Below are 14,085 nucleotides of genomic sequence, written 5' to 3' on the forward strand. Positions count from 1 at the left end.
GATCCCAGGAGGAACCCATGACAATCCAATCGACACCGCGCGCGAGCAGCCATCCGGTGCGCGCCGCGCTGATCGCCCTCGCCATCATGGCTGGCGCCGCCGTCGTGCTCTACATCGTGGCCTTCGAGCAAGGTGCCCTCACCGGCACCGGAATGCTGATGCACGAGCTGATGCACGACGGCCGCCACCTGATGGGCGTGCCATGCCACTGACCGACCAAACGACCGTCCACGGCGTTGCTGCTGCGGATCGTCCCCTGCGGGGGTCGCTCGGCTCCCTGGTGCTGCGCGGGCTGGCCGCCGGCGCGATCGCCGGGATCGCTGCGGGCGCGGTCGCGTTCCTGCTCGGCGAGCCGCTGATCGATGCGGCCATCGCCATCGAGGAGGCCGTCGCCCACACCGAGGGGACGTCCCACGATCACGGCGAGGATGCCCTGATCAGTCGTGCCGGGCAGAAGCTCGGCCTGTTCCTCGCCACCACCCTGATCGGCATGGCTCTGGGCGCCATCGTCGCGGTGATCGCCCACCACGCCCGCCGCCGCGTCGCCATGAGTGGCCCGGCACTGGTGCTCGCCATCGCCGGGTGCGGCTGGCTCGCCCTCGAGGCGGTGCCATTCTTCAAGTACCCCGCCAACCCTCCCGCGGTGGGTGACCCGGCGACGATCACCGAACGGACGCTCCTGTGGTGCGGGATCGTCCTCGTGGGCCTCGTTGCCATCGGCGCGGGCATCCTCGCGCGCTCCTGGGTACCAGCGCGGACCGGGAGCGAGCTGCGCGCCCTGGCATCGATCGCGGGCTTTCTCGCCGTGGTATCGGCTGGGTATATCGTGCTGCCCGCCGTCGACGAGGTAGGCGCCGGATTCCCCGCGAGCCTGCTGTGGGACTTCCGGATGGCCTCGCTGCTCGTCCAGGGCACGTTGTGGCTCATTCTTGGTGCGGCGTTCGCGCTGCTCAGCGAGCGTGCCGCGCAGCGAATAGCACTGGACTAGCCGGCTCGGCCCGGGCCGTGGCCGGGTGCTGGTCGCGGCCGGGTGTCGGCAAACGCACCGGAAAACGCCAAACGCGATAGAAACCGACCTGGGATCTCCGCGGCTTCTATCGCGTTTGCGGTGAAGCGGGCGGCACAGCAGCGGCCGGATGCGCACTGCCCCACGCGCCGGTACTGTGAACCGTGTCACAGCATTCTCGAGGATGGGGAGCACCCCGATGATCGCACGCCGCGCCAGGAGCCTCCTGATCGCGTTCCTCGCCGGCATCGCGACCCTCGCGGGTGTCCCGGCTGTTGGTTCCGCGCAGGCACCACCGACCGTGGTGCTCGTCCACGGAGCCTTCTCCGACAAGACCAGCTGGGCGGCCGTGGAGGACACGCTGCGCGGAACCGGCTATCGCGCCATTGCCGTCGACAATCCACTGCGTGGCCCCGCGCATGACACTGCCGCGCTCAACGCGGTCCTCGACACCGTAGATGGACCTGTCGTGCTTGCCGGGCACTCCTACGGCGGGGTCGTCATCACGAATACCACCCATCCCAGCGTCGAGGCACTCGTCTACGTGGCGGGCATCGCGCCAGTCCCTGGGGAGCCCGCGCAGCTCACGATCGATCCGATCCGCTATCCCGAGGGCAAGCTCCTGCCGCCCGTCGTGCAGCCCCGCATCGTTTCCGACGACACCAACCTGCTCGGCACCAACATCGATCTGGTCATCGACCCCGACCGGTTCCGTGAGGCATTCGCCGCTGATCTGCCCGAGCAGCAAGCGCGCGAGCTCGCCGAGAACCAGAGATCGTTCGCCCTCACCGCGAACCTCGAGCCCGTCACCCACGCTGCGTGGCAAACCGTGCCCAGCTGGTATGTGATCCCGCGCCAGGACATGGCGGTGCCTACCCGCGCCCAGCGCGTTATGGCCGAGCGCGCCGGTGCCACTGCTACTGAAGTCGATGGCGCGCATGCGATCCACATCTCGCGTCCCGACGTGGTCGCCGAGACGATCATGGATGCGGCCAGCAGCACCCGCTGACCGCCTCGCAGCTCAGGGCTCGTCGCTTTCGGTCGCCCCGGCGGCTCGAGGCAGCCAAGTTGCGGCAAAAGCACCGGAAGCGGTCAAACGCGATAGAAAATGTGCCGCGATCTCTGCGGCTTCTATCGCGTTTGGCGCGCGGGAAGCGGGCGACCGCGATGCCCGGCCCCACCGCGCGCAGGGCGGCGGGCGACCGCGATGCCGGGCGCCATCGCGCGGGGCGGCCTGCCCGACTAGTCCCGCGCCTCGTCATCAAGCTCGGCGCGGTAGCGCGTGTCGAGCTCCTCCTCCGTGGGCACCTCCAGCACCCTGGGCGAGTCCATCCACTCCCGCAGCACGCGCGTGGCCCAGACGTCGTCCTCGTTGTAGCGCAGGAGCCGTTGCTGCTGGTCGGGCACCGGGGGGCCGCCCTCGTACCCGACGGCGTCCCGGTACCAGCTCATCGAGGCCTCGCCACCAGCATCGGGATCGTGCCAGGAGAATCCCGCGACCGGGGCGACCTTCTTGAGGCCGCGCCCGTGGGGGCAGAGGAATTGCTCCTGCACGGCATCGAGCATGTCGACCCATTCCTCGGAATTGATGAAGCGGGTGACCTCCGCGACCGAGGGCATGTCGTTCATGCCTCGGAAGCGTTGCGCGGACTCGATAAGCCAGCGGTTCTCGGCGTTCTTCGAGTAGCAGTAGGCCGCGAAGGTGAGCCCTCGCTGCGCGGCGTCCCGGCGGATGCTGGTCAGCCACTCCCAGAACTCGGCGAAGTTGCGGCCCTCCTCGCGGGTGGGCAGCGGATCCCAGGTGACGAATGGCCGATACTGCGGTTCGCTGTCCCGCTCGGTGAGCAAGGTGCCCCAGAGGTAGGCGCCGTGATCCTGGTAGCTCTCCATGTCGATATCGACCTCGATGTCGGCGCGGCGAACCTGGGGCCACTCGACCATCCGGATCAGGGGAACGTCGTGGAGCCACGCCCGGGCGAAGGCCTGGACATGGCCGAAGGGCACGCCATGCCACGCGGCGGGCGCGCTGGCGCTCGTGCTCGCGAGAGCGTCGATGGTGGGGAGGCCAGCTTCGCGCAGCATGTCGGCCTGCGCTCCGTTGACCACCAGTGATACGTCGTGGGACTCCTCGAGCCGGGTCTTGCAGTGCGGCCACCATTCGCACATCTTGCACTCCCCCACGCGGTCCGGGGAGGTGCGGGCGCGCCCGGCGACGATGTCACGGCGGTCGGCGAGCCGGAAGTCGTACTCGGCGAGCACGCTGCGGCCGTAGGCGGGGGTCTCGCGGCCGAGGTCGTGGGCGAGGATGCAGTCCGCGTCGTAGCCGATGACACCACCGATGGCGCGCGGCGCGGCCAGGCCCACGGACTCGAGGATGCGATAGAGATGCGCGAGGCGGAACTGGTCGCGCGGCTGGCTGCGTATCCTGCGGCGCTGGTCCGGCCGTGGATCGAACCGGGTCACTGGTGATGTCATCGCGCCAGAACCAGGGTCGGTCACCTTGTGGTTGACGACGATGACGGGGATGTAGCCGGTGCCCCCGGGATCCCGCACCAGCAGCTCGGCTCCGCCACGGCGACCGTTCTCGTCGACGGGCAGCACCGCGCCCCAGATCCACTGGAATCCCTCCGCGCAGGCAGCAAGGGTATCGTTGGCGCGCTCGCGCATCGCCTGATCAGGGTCGATGGCGATCCAGCCCTCGTGATGGTGGGCGGCCATCATCTCGCGCACGGTGCGGCGGTGCAGCGCGGCGGCCTCCCGTCGCTGGACGGCTCCCGCGGGGATGGGGCGGCGCGCCAATTCGCTCATTCCCGCCCCAGCAGCGGTGGCGTCAAGGTGTACTCGATGGCGGCATCGGGAAACGACGCTCGCATCAAGGAGGACGCGGACACCAGACTGCGGGTTCACGATGACGAACCCTATTCCCTGTCCTAGGGTAGAAGCGAATATGGTCACTGATCGTCCACCGGCGAGCACCACGGATCACGCCGCCATGAGGGAGGAAGACTCGAATGGGTTTGTTCAGCAAGAAACCCAGTCGCGCGACACGCAAGGCGGAGGCCAAGGCTCTCAAGGCCAAGGCCAAGACCGAGGCACGGCTGGCGGCGCGCAACGATTCCCGCAACGCTGCCCGGGCCATGAAGTTCGAGCGCAAGCTGGCCAAGCAGGAGGACAAGGCGCGCAGGCGTGCGGAGAAGGCGAGCATGAAGGTCTCCGAGAACGACCTGAGGATCGCCGAGCAGAACGCCAAGGCCGCTGCGGAAGGGAAGCTGACAGTGCATCGCGCGAAGCGGATCGTGGGCGTCACACGGATCCTCGCCCCTGTGCTCGTTCCCGTGGTGTATCGAGGCGTTACCTCGGCACGCGGCTATCTCGACACTCGTCGTGCTCGCAACTACGGCGTTCCGGTGGAGGATCTTGGCAAGTTCACCGGGTACGGCGCGAAGCTGGGCGCGCGGATCTCCGGCGCCGAGGCCTCGACGCGGGAGGTCCATGATCGCGATCCGAAGAACGCGGAGGTCAAGCAGTTCACCGAGGCCATCACGTCTCGCCTCGATGAGCTGAACACCGCAGTGCGCGCCGCGGAGCGGATGGCACCTGCGCGTCGCCGGGCGGCTCACCAGGCCATCGCCACCGAGCTCGACGGCATCGAGGCGGACCTGCTCGCCCGCCTGGGCGTTCGCTAGCGCTTCCCGCACCAGGTCGCTTCCTCTGGGCCCGCTTCCTCCGGGGCCCGCTTCCTCCGGGGCCACGATGTGGCGCGCCTCCCTGCGGCGTGGTACTCAGGATTGAGCTCGCGCCTCGCTCGCCTGGCCCCGCCGCGGGGCAGGGTGCCACATGGCTTTCCAGGGAAGGATCTGATGCATTCCACGCGTTCCGCTTTCTCGCTGCGCGCGATTGTCGCCATTCTCGCGGCGGTGCTGTCCCTCGGGGTGATCCTGCCGGCGGTCGCCTCGGCGCATGCCGCGCTGGTGGAGTCCGAGCCCGCTGCTGGCGCGAGCCTCGACGCCTCGCCCGGGCAAGTGCGGGTGACGTTCAACGAGCGGCTGCAGGAGGCATTCGCCGCGCTCACTGTCACGGGCCCCGAAGGGTCCCGGTGGTCGCTCGATGATGTGCGCGTCGAGGACTCGTCCGCGTTCGTCTCGGTGCGCGATCTCGGCCCGTCCGGCACCTACACCATCGCCTACCGGGTCATTTCCGCCGATAGCCATCCAGTGAGCGGCACCGTCGAGTTCACGTTCGCGGGCAACGGAACCGAATCGACACCGTCGCCGGAGGGGGGCGATACCACCAGCGGGTTGCCCGCCAGTGGCGACCCTGATGCCGACGATTCCGCCATGCCGGTGTGGCCGTTCCTGATCGGCGCGGTCCTGGTCCTGCTGATCGGCGTTGCCGTCACGGTGATCTCGATGGCACGGCGGCGCTAGCTTGATGGCGCTGGGCCCGATCGAGCACTGGTGACGCACGCTCCCGCGCGGGCAGCACCGCTCCTCGTGGGTCTCGCCGCGGTCGCGGTCGCGGGCGCATGCCTGGCCCTGCTGCTCGCTGCCCCCTCCCCGGCGGTCGTAGCTGTCGGCACGCGCGCGGCTTCCCTTGGAGCGGGAGTCGCCGCTCTCGGCCTGGCCGCCGTGGGCATCCTGCATCGCTCGGGCAGCGGGGCCGGCCATGGCAAGGCGCGAGCCGCCAGCCTGCACCGCAGGCAGTGGCGCCTGCTCCTGGCGGTGGCGCTGGCCTGGATGGCGCTGGTCGCCGCGCACGCGGTGGCGAGCGCGGCGGACCTGCTCGGCGTGCCGGTGCTGGGCTTGTCGCTGGCACGGCTCGGCGAGTACGCGGTCGGCATCACGGCGGGACGGATATCGCTCGTGGTGCTCGCCTGCATCGCGGTGCTCGCCGGGATAGCAATCGTCGCCGAGCGGGGTCCCGCTGGCGCCTGGGACGCTCCCGCGTGCTCGATCGCGGCTCTAGCCCTGGTGTGCGGTCCCGTGTCCGGGCATGCGACGCACAGCTCGGCGAGCGGGCTGCTCGTGGCAGTGCATGTATTGGCCGCGGGCTTGTGGTGCGGCGCGCTGGTGGCTATCGCCCTGACTGCCCGCTCGCGATCCGAATGGGCCGAAGCGCTGCCGATGTTCTCGCGGCTGGCTGGATGGTGCGTCCTCGTTCTCGCCGGCAGTGGCGTGGTGGCGGCATGGCTGGTCCTGCCTGGCCCCGGGGCACTGCCCGATACGGGCTATGGCCGGATACTGCTCGCGAAGACGGCCCTGCTGCTGGTCCTGGCGGGGCTGGGCTGGTGGGCGCGGGCAAACTGGGTCGGGCCGGCCGCCAGGCAGCAGCATGCGGCCCAGAGCTCGCTGCGGCGATCAGTGCTCGAGGTAGGCGTGATGGCACTGGCCCTGGGGCTCGCGGCGACGCTCGCGGCCACACCGCTGCCATAGGCGGGCCATCTGCCGTGAATCGCCGGCGTGAGGTGCTGCCTTGGCGTCGCGGAGCTGTTGCTGGCTGTTATCGTCGAGCTACCAGGCTCCGCCCGGCCAGCCGGGGGCCAGGCCAGGCGGGAACCGGTTCGGCACTTCCAGGACGATGTAAGGACAGTTCATGGCATCAGCATCACAAGGCTCGCGGCGCGTCACGGCGGTCGTGCTGGTGGGGCTCGGGGCGCTCCTGCTCGTCACTGCCTTGCTGCTGCCGCTATATGCGGTGCCCAAGCTGAAGAAGACCCCGCTCGATCTCGAGATCACGACGATCTCGGAGGGGACCGCGTCGATCCTGAACTCGGCTAGGTTCCTCGGGGGCGATCCCGATGCCGTCGAGGAGGACGTCCCCGTGCGCGCGCAGCGCCACACCACGGTGGAGGAGCCGTCGGGCGAGGACCTCGTGACCCTGCAGGCTGGCTTCACGCTCTCGCGCACGGATGTGCAGGGACCGCGCGGCCTGCTCAACGCCACGATCGATCGGGTGACGCTCGATCGGGTCACCTCGATGCCCGTGGACGATCCGCCGGCGTCGTTGCAGCTCACCCGCGAGGGCGCGCCGATCGAATTGCCCCGCGATGGGCTCCAGTACAAGTTCCCGTTCGACGTGCAGCAGCAGTCCTACCCCTACTTCGACCTGACGGCGCGCCAGACCTTCGATATCGACTTCGTCGAGGAAACCACGATCAATGGGCTCGATGTCTACCATTTCCGGCACGAGATCGAGCCCGTGGACCTTTTCCGCACCACCCGCGATACCTCCAATAGGGTCGGGCTGCCCCGTGCCGCATGGGGGCTCGCCGAAGAGGGCAGCGACGACGCCGGCGATGTCGTGTTCATGAACCGCTACTACTCGAACATCCGGGATATCTTCGTCGAGCCCGTCACCGGCACGATCGTCGATGGCCAGGAGCAACTGCGCCAGTACTTCGGCACCGGACCCGACGACCGGGCCATGACCGTCCTGAGCTATGCCGCCGAGCTCACCGACGCGACCGTGGAGAGTCGCGTCGCCGATGCCACCGCCACCAAGGATCTCGTGCAGCTCAAGACCGGGCCGCTGCCGCTGCCCTGGCTGCTGGGCGGTGCCGGGATCCTCGTGCTGATCGGCGGTATCGCGCTGGGCGTGCGCTCGGGCCGCGAGCCGGAGCGGGAAGCGGAGCGCACCGCGGACCATGACGGTGACGATGACGGTGACTGGAATGATGCCAGCCGATCCTGATCCGCCAATCACGCGTTGATCACGGGTGGGCGCCAGGAGCATCACCGATGTGGCGGGACGCGAAGGCTGATTACGCGATAGAGTCGAGTCACACCGGTACCCAACACAATGACGGACTGAACAACAGTCCCGTGAAGGAGCGACGCATGGCAGACCTCGAGAACACCACTGACAAGATCACGGGCGCGGCGAAGGAAGCCACCGGGTCCGTCGCCGGAGATAAGTCCCTCAAGGCCGAGGGCCAGACCGAGCAGGCCGCGGCGAACGCCAAGGATTCCGTGAAGAACGCTTCCGAAGCCGCGCGCGCCAAGGCCAACGATGCTGCCGCACGGGCCTCCGAGGTGTCCGCATCGGTCAAGGACAAGACCAACGAGGCCCTCACGAGTGGCCGTGCCGCTGCCACCGAGGCACGCACCTCGGTCGAGGACAAGGTCGCTGAGCTGCGGCGCGCCACGTTCGATTCGCTCTCCGAGCTTGATGAGGCCGATACCCGCAAGGCAGGGGCCGCCGCTGCCGCCGTGGTCGCTGCCATCGTGTTGTTCTTCGTGGTGCGGGCGATCCGCAATCGCTGAGCCACGCGCCAGCGGCAGGAAACCTGCCCGCCCGGTGAGCTAGGAAGCATTGGCCCCCTCTGCAAGTGCAGAGGGGGCCAATGCCATGCATGCCGCAGTACGCTCTAGCGTCCCGGGATGTACTTCATCACCTTCACGCCGTAGGGCAGTGCCTGCGAGAAGTACTTCGAGTCCAGCCAGCTCGGACCACCGAGGTCCAGGATGCGCTGGACCGCCACGGTCTGGGGCTCGGTGTACTTGAGCAGGCCCTCGGGACCGTGGCGGCGTCCCATGCCGGAGACGCCCATGCCACCCATCGGTGCGCCCAGGCTCCCCCAGGCCGGGCCATAGCCCTCGTTGACGTTCGCGGTGCCGGTGTTGATGCGCTCGGCGATCTTCTCGCCCTCGCTGTCGCTCGATGCCCACACGCTTGCATTGAGCCCGTACTCGGTGTCGTTGGCCATCTCGATGGCCTCCTCGACGTCCTTGACGGGATAGATCGATACGAGCGGGCCAAAGGTCTCCGCGCGAAATACATCCATGTCCGGGGTGACGCCCGTCAGCACCGTCGGCTCGAAGAACAGCGGACCGAGATCCGGGCGAGCCGTGCCGCCGGCCACGACCGTCGCGCCCTTCGCTACCGCATCATCCACGTGCGCCTGCACGTTCTGCACCTGCGACTCGGAGATCAGGCTGCCCATCGCCGAGCTGATGGTGTAGTCATTGCTGAGGGCAAGGTTGCTGACCTTCTCGCCGAACGTCTTGACGAAGTCATCCGCCACGGCCTCCTCGACATAGATGCGCTCGATCGAGATGCACAGCTGGCCCGAGTTGGAGAAGCACGCGCGCAGCGCCGCCTCGGTGACGTGATTGAGGTTGGCGCCCTTGGTGACGACCATCGGGTTCTTGCCACCAAGCTCGGCGGAGAATCCGATGAGACGCCGCCCGCACTGCTCCGCGAGGAGCCGGCCCGTGGCCGTGGAGCCGGTGAACATGATGTAGTCCGTGCTCTCGACGAGCGCGGTGCCCACGACGGACCCCGGACCCGGCACGACCGCGAACAGGTCCTTTGGCAGGCCCGCCTCGTACAGCAGCTCCGCGACACCGAGCGCGCAGTAGGGGGTCTGGCTATCCGGCTTGATCACCACGGCGTTGCCGGCGATGATCGCCGGGATCGCGTCCGACACGGCGAGCGTCATCGGATAGTTCCACGGCGTGATCATCCCCACGACGCCCTTGGGGCGATAGTTGACCGACGTCTTGGTCAATGCGGGGAAAAGGCCCTGAACGCTCTTCTTCTGCAGCAGCTTCACGGCATTGCGCGCGTAGTAGCGGGCCGTCATCGCGATATCGAGGACCTCCTCGAGGGCCGCGGCGCGGGACTTGCCGGTCTCGGCCTGGGCGAGATCGAGCAGCGAATCGCGACGGCTGAGCACGAGATCGTGATAGCGGTGAAAGATCTTGACGCGCTCGGCGACCGGGACCTTCGCCCATTCCTTCTGCGCGGCGCGGGCCCGCTCGACGGCAGCGACCGCATCCTCGGCCGTGCCGACCGGGATCGTCGCGAGCTCGCGACCGGTGAACGTCTCGGTCACTGGACGGGTCTCCCGGTTGGCCGCATCGGGAATCGCCACGAGCTTTGCGAGGCGCGCGAACGTCTCGGCTGACGGAGCAGGCATCTACTTTCTCCTTGGGTCGGAGATGGACTTGTCGGATCAACTCCAGGTTACTCGCCCATGTCCGGAATCGGACCCAGCCCGGCATGCTCGACGCGATGCGCGGGGTGGCCTGTACTACCGTTGATGGAATAGTCCTGCCCCAACCGCGAAGGGATGCTCGTGAGCAGTGTGGAATTCTCCTCGACCGCCGATCTCGCCGATGAGATCGGTCCCGGCATTCGAAGCTGCGATACCCAGTTCATCCAGCTCGGTGGCCGCCCCAAGTTCTCCGGCACCGTGTCCACCGTCAAGTGCTTCCAGGACAATGCCTTACTGAAGTCCGTGCTCGGCGAGCCAGGCAATGGCAACGTGCTGGTGATCGATGGTGACGCCAGCGTGCACACCGCTCTCGTCGGCGATGTGATCGCTGAGCTCGGACGTGGCAATGGCTGGTCGGGGATCATCATCAACGGCGCGGTGCGCGACGCGGCGATGCTGCGCACCATGGACATCGGCGTCAAGGCGCTCGGCACGAATCCGCGCAAGTCCACCAAGACCAACGCTGGCGAGCGGGATGTGCCAGTCACCATCGGTGGCGTGACGTTCAACCCCGGTGACGTCGTCTACAGCGATGACGATGGCGTGGTCGTCGTGACGCCATGACACGACACCGTCGCGGGAGGCGAGCACGGTTTGTCTCGCCTCCCCCGGGCGACCAGGCCTCCCCCGTCGGAGATCCGCGGATCGTGACACCGATGGCGCGGCCCACCCCGCGCGAGCGCATCGGCTATGCGTTCGGCCGGGTGCTGCCTCCTCATCTGCATGACTGGGTGGAGCATGACCTGACCGGCCCGGGAGCGACCCGCCGCTACATCGTTCGCGGTCTCCTGCCGCTGATCCCGCTGCTCGCGCTGTTCCTGCTCATCCCGGGCCCGCTGTGGGTGATCGGCTCGATGATGATGCTGCTGCTCATCCCGTACGTCTACTTCCTGATCGCCCTGACCTACGTCTACCGGCGGCACCGCTTGATCAGCCATGACCTCGACCCCGGCCTGATGTCGCGCCGGGAGCAGGAGCGCAAGGACCGGGAACGCGCCGAGTACAAGCGTCGCTTCGGCCACTAGCCCGGGCGCATGCCTAGACTCGTGCTGTGAGCAAGTCGGAGAGCCCTGACAGCATCAACGCGGGACGGCAGCGCCAGGACCGGATCTACCGCGACGGGGTGAGCGGTCGCGCGCCCGCCGTGCCGACCGATCCCGCCGGCCTCGAGGAAGCGGCGATGGCCGTCCTGCCCGGCAAGGCCGCCGCGTACCTCGCCGGAGGAGCGGGATCCGAGGCCACCATGCGCGCCAACCGGGCCGCGTTCGATCGATGGTCGATCGTGCCACGCGTGCTGCGGGATGTGTCGGCGCGGGATCTCTCCGTGGAGCTGTTTGGCCAGAAGCTGCCCGCACCCATAGCTCTCGCACCGAGCGGGGTGCTCGAGCTCGCCCACGAGGAAGCAGACCTGGCCGTGGCGCGCGCCGCCGCCGAGGCCGGGGTGCCATTCATCTTCTCCAACCAGGCATCGGTGCCGATGGAGGACTGCGCCGCTGCGATGGGCAGCTCGCCGCGCTGGTTCCAGCTCTACTGGAGCACCGAGGATGAGCTCGTGCACAGCTTCATCCGCCGGGCCGAGGATTGCGGTGCCGAGGCGCTGGTCATCACGCTCGATACCACGATGCTGGGATGGCGCCCCCGTGACCTGAACCGGGGCTCGCTGCCTTTCAGCCAGGGCCAGGGCATCGCGCAGTACACCAGCGATCCCGTTTTCGCCCGGATCGTGCGCAACCGCATCCTCCACGAGCCCGTCGGCAAGCCGGATGTGCGGCTCACCCGCGACACTGTGCGCACGCTCGTCAGCATGACGCAGCACTACCCGGGCCGGTTCCTGCCCAACCTGCTGTCCGCGCAGCCCCGCGCCGCCGTGGAGACCTTCCTGCGCATCTACTCCCGGCCGTCGCTGACGTGGGACGATATCGCCACAGCGCGCGACCTGACGCGCCTGCCGATCGTGCTGAAGGGCGTCCTGCATCCCGATGATGCGCGCCGGGCTGCTGATCTGGGCATCGATGGCGTCGTCGTCAGCAATCATGGCGGGCGGCAGATCGACGGCGGGATCGCGAGCCTCGATGCCTTGCCGGCGGTGAAGGCCGCCGCGGGCGACATGCGGGTCATGCTCGATAGCGGCGTGCGAACCGGAGCGGACATCCTCAAGGCCATCGCGCTCGGCGCGGACCTCGTGCTCATCGGTAGGCCCTACGCCTGGGGCCTCGCGCTCGCGGGCAGCGAAGGCGTCTCCGAGGTGATCGCCAACCTCCGGGCCGAGCTTGATCTGACCATGGGCCTCAGCGGCCTGCGGACCATCAGCGAGATCACGTCCGAGGCGATCGTGCCCCAGGCTTAGCGGCAGGCAGGAGGCCGGATGTCACTCGAATCAGCAGGAGCCTTCGCGGGGGGCCTGGGCCTGTTCCTCCTCGGCATGGTGATGCTCACCGACGGGTTGAAGCTCGCTGCGGGCAGCCTGCTGCAAGACATCCTGCGGCGCTTCACGCGCAATCCCCCGCGCGCCCTTGCCTCCGGCGTGCTCGTGACCGCGCTGGTGCAGAGCTCCACGGCGGTCACCGTCGCGCTGATCGGCTTCATCAATGCTGGCCTCCTCACGTTCGGGCAGGCATTGTGGGTCATCTTCGGCGCCAACCTGGGGACGTCGATGACAGGCTGGCTGGTGGCGATCATCGGGTTCAAGCTCAAGATCGAGGCGTTCGCGCTGCCCGTCGTGGCAATCGGCATGGTCCTCTACCTCACCGGCGGTCGTGGGCGCCGGGGAGGCCTGGGCACCGCGCTCACGGGCTTCGGCGTGCTGTTCCTTGGCCTCGACCTGTTGCAGTCCGCCTTCGCCGGTGTCGCTGATGCCGTGGAGCTCCCCTCAGGCAGCGATCCGCTGAGCATCCTGCTCCTGCTGCTGATGGGGTTCGGGCTAACGGTGCTGATGCAGTCGTCGAGCGCGGCGCTCGCCATCACCCTCACCGCGGCGCAGACCGGGGTGATCAGCATCTACGGCGCGGCGATCATCACCATCGGGGTGAACGTGGGGACCACCGCGACAGCAGTGCTCGCGGCGCTCGCCGCGACCAGCAATGCCAAGCGGGCAGCCGGCGCGCACATCCTGTTCAACCTGATCACCGGGGCCGCGGCGTTGCTCCTGCTGCCGGTGCTGCTGCCAGCGCTGCTCGCGTTCCAGGAGGGCGTGCTCGGTGATGACTCCCCCGCCGTGACGCTGGCCCTGTTCCATACCAGCTTCAACGCGCTCGGCGTGCTTCTGATGGTGCCGCTCGCGCGACGGATGGCACGATGGCTGGAATCGCGCTTCATGGCGCGCGATGAGCGAATCCATACCCGATACCTCGATGACACGGTCGCGGCAATCCCGGAGCTCGCCGTGCACGCGATGCGCAAGGAGACCCGGCGCCTCGGGACCACCGCTGTCGATGGGGTGCTGCACGCGCTCACGGGCGAGCTCCCGGCGGAGAGGGCGCGCCTGGTCCGCGAGGACGTGCTCGGCCTATCAGCGGCGGTCAACGAGTTCGTTGTTCGCATGAACCGGGAGGATGTCGCGGAGGACACCTCGCGGAGGCTTGCCGATGTGCTCCGGGCAAAGCGCAGCTACGAGACGATCGCGCTGCTCGTCGAGCCGCTCGCGCAATGGCCTGCCGTGCTGGGCCGGGATGATCCCTACATCGAGGCTGCTCGCGACGCGATACGGGCGTCGCATCCGTTCACCGGAGCGAGCGAGCCGCCCTCCGCTGCTCATGCCGACGAATGCTATCGCGAGCTGCGCGCGAGCTTGCTCGCCGCGGGCGCGGGCGGTTCGGTGGAGGTGGCTGACATGGATGCGGCGCTCAACGCGATCAGCGTGATCCGGCGGATCGTGAAGAAGGCCGTGGAGGCGCGGGAGCTGCTGGAGGAGGATCCGCGCGAGCTCGGGCCCGAGGGCCGGGATCCGGCGGATCACTCGATGCAGCCGTAGTGCCCCATCGCCGGGCCGCCGGGCCGAGCCGCCGGGCCGCTGGGCCGAGCCGCAAACGCGATAGAAACGGCGCGAAAACCCGCTCCATTTCTATCGCGTTTGACGGTATCC

At 68.4% G+C, this 14,085-nt stretch carries 14 protein-coding genes; 12 read left to right on the plus strand and 2 right to left on the minus strand.

Features of this window, described 5'->3' with window-relative positions; translation table 11 throughout:
• Positions 1-17: 17 nt before the first annotated feature.
• From HT102_RS10785 to HT102_RS10795, 3 genes are all read left to right on the plus strand, one after another.
• Positions 18-212, plus strand: coding sequence for a CbtB domain-containing protein (locus HT102_RS10785; RefSeq protein ID WP_192039443.1), 195 nt, complete (start codon positions 18-20; stop codon positions 210-212).
• On the plus strand, positions 203-988 hold the full coding sequence (locus HT102_RS10790) for a CbtA family protein (RefSeq protein WP_192039444.1): 786 nt from the start codon (positions 203-205) through the stop codon (positions 986-988). Before HT102_RS10785 ends, HT102_RS10790 begins: the two co-directional genes overlap by 10 nt.
• Positions 989-1,205: 217 nt before the next feature.
• Positions 1,206-2,015: an alpha/beta fold hydrolase gene (locus tag HT102_RS10795; protein ID WP_192039445.1), complete on the plus strand. Its 810-nt coding sequence runs from the start codon at positions 1,206-1,208 to the stop codon at positions 2,013-2,015.
• Positions 2,016-2,248: 233 nt separating this feature from the next.
• Here the strand turns inward: HT102_RS10795 and HT102_RS10800 are convergent, their stop codons facing one another.
• The gene (locus HT102_RS10800; RefSeq protein WP_192039446.1) at positions 2,249-3,913 is read right to left on the minus strand and encodes a TM0106 family RecB-like putative nuclease; all 1,665 of its coding nucleotides are present in this window, start codon (positions 3,911-3,913) and stop codon (positions 2,249-2,251) included.
• A 104-nt stretch (positions 3,914-4,017) separates the two neighbouring features.
• Between HT102_RS10800 and HT102_RS10805 the strand changes: the two genes are divergently transcribed.
• From HT102_RS10805 to HT102_RS10825, 5 genes are all read left to right on the plus strand, one after another.
• On the plus strand, positions 4,018-4,692 hold the full coding sequence (locus tag HT102_RS10805) for a DUF6474 family protein (protein ID WP_192039447.1): 675 nt from the start codon (positions 4,018-4,020) through the stop codon (positions 4,690-4,692).
• 174 nt (positions 4,693-4,866) lie between these two features.
• Positions 4,867-5,433 (plus strand): copper resistance CopC family protein, encoded by a 567-nt coding sequence (locus tag HT102_RS10810; RefSeq protein ID WP_192039448.1) that lies wholly within the window; start codon positions 4,867-4,869, stop codon positions 5,431-5,433.
• Positions 5,434-5,463: 30 nt separating this feature from the next.
• A complete protein-coding gene (locus HT102_RS16320; RefSeq protein WP_192039449.1) occupies positions 5,464-6,438 on the plus strand; it encodes a copper resistance D family protein in 975 nt (324 codons plus the stop codon).
• 160 nt (positions 6,439-6,598) lie between these two features.
• Positions 6,599-7,696, plus strand: coding sequence for a DUF3068 domain-containing protein (locus HT102_RS10820; RefSeq protein ID WP_192039450.1), 1,098 nt, complete (start codon positions 6,599-6,601; stop codon positions 7,694-7,696).
• Positions 7,697-7,842: 146 nt separating this feature from the next.
• Entirely contained in the window at positions 7,843-8,268 is a 426-nt protein-coding gene (locus tag HT102_RS10825; protein ID WP_192039451.1) for a CsbD family protein, read from the plus strand.
• A gap of 104 nt (positions 8,269-8,372) precedes the next feature.
• Here HT102_RS10825 and HT102_RS10830 read toward each other — a convergent pair whose 3' ends face one another.
• Positions 8,373-9,926, minus strand: a complete 1,554-nt coding sequence (locus HT102_RS10830; RefSeq protein ID WP_192039452.1) for a succinic semialdehyde dehydrogenase — start codon at positions 9,924-9,926, stop codon at positions 8,373-8,375.
• A 159-nt stretch (positions 9,927-10,085) separates the two neighbouring features.
• Here HT102_RS10830 and rraA point away from each other — a divergent pair, with 159 nt between their 5' ends.
• The 4 genes from rraA to HT102_RS10850 all read left to right on the plus strand — a co-directional run bounded on the left by rraA (position 10,086) and on the right by HT102_RS10850 (position 13,974).
• Positions 10,086-10,568: a ribonuclease E activity regulator RraA gene (gene rraA / locus HT102_RS10835; RefSeq protein ID WP_408611347.1), complete on the plus strand. Its 483-nt coding sequence runs from the start codon at positions 10,086-10,088 to the stop codon at positions 10,566-10,568.
• 92 nt (positions 10,569-10,660) lie between these two features.
• Positions 10,661-11,029, plus strand: coding sequence for a DUF5313 family protein (locus tag HT102_RS10840; protein WP_225443543.1), 369 nt, complete (start codon positions 10,661-10,663; stop codon positions 11,027-11,029).
• 26 nt (positions 11,030-11,055) lie between these two features.
• Positions 11,056-12,351 carry an alpha-hydroxy-acid oxidizing protein gene (locus HT102_RS10845; protein WP_192039454.1) on the plus strand — a complete coding sequence of 432 codons (1,296 nt, stop codon included), beginning with the start codon at positions 11,056-11,058 and terminating at the stop codon, positions 12,349-12,351.
• Between the two features lie 18 nt (positions 12,352-12,369).
• Entirely contained in the window at positions 12,370-13,974 is a 1,605-nt protein-coding gene (locus HT102_RS10850; RefSeq protein WP_192039455.1) for a Na/Pi cotransporter family protein, read from the plus strand.
• Positions 13,975-14,085 lie beyond the last annotated feature (111 nt).

It is taken from the genome of Lolliginicoccus lacisalsi (genome assembly GCF_014841105.1).
Lineage (GTDB): Bacteria > Actinomycetota > Actinomycetes > Mycobacteriales > Mycobacteriaceae > Lolliginicoccus > Lolliginicoccus lacisalsi.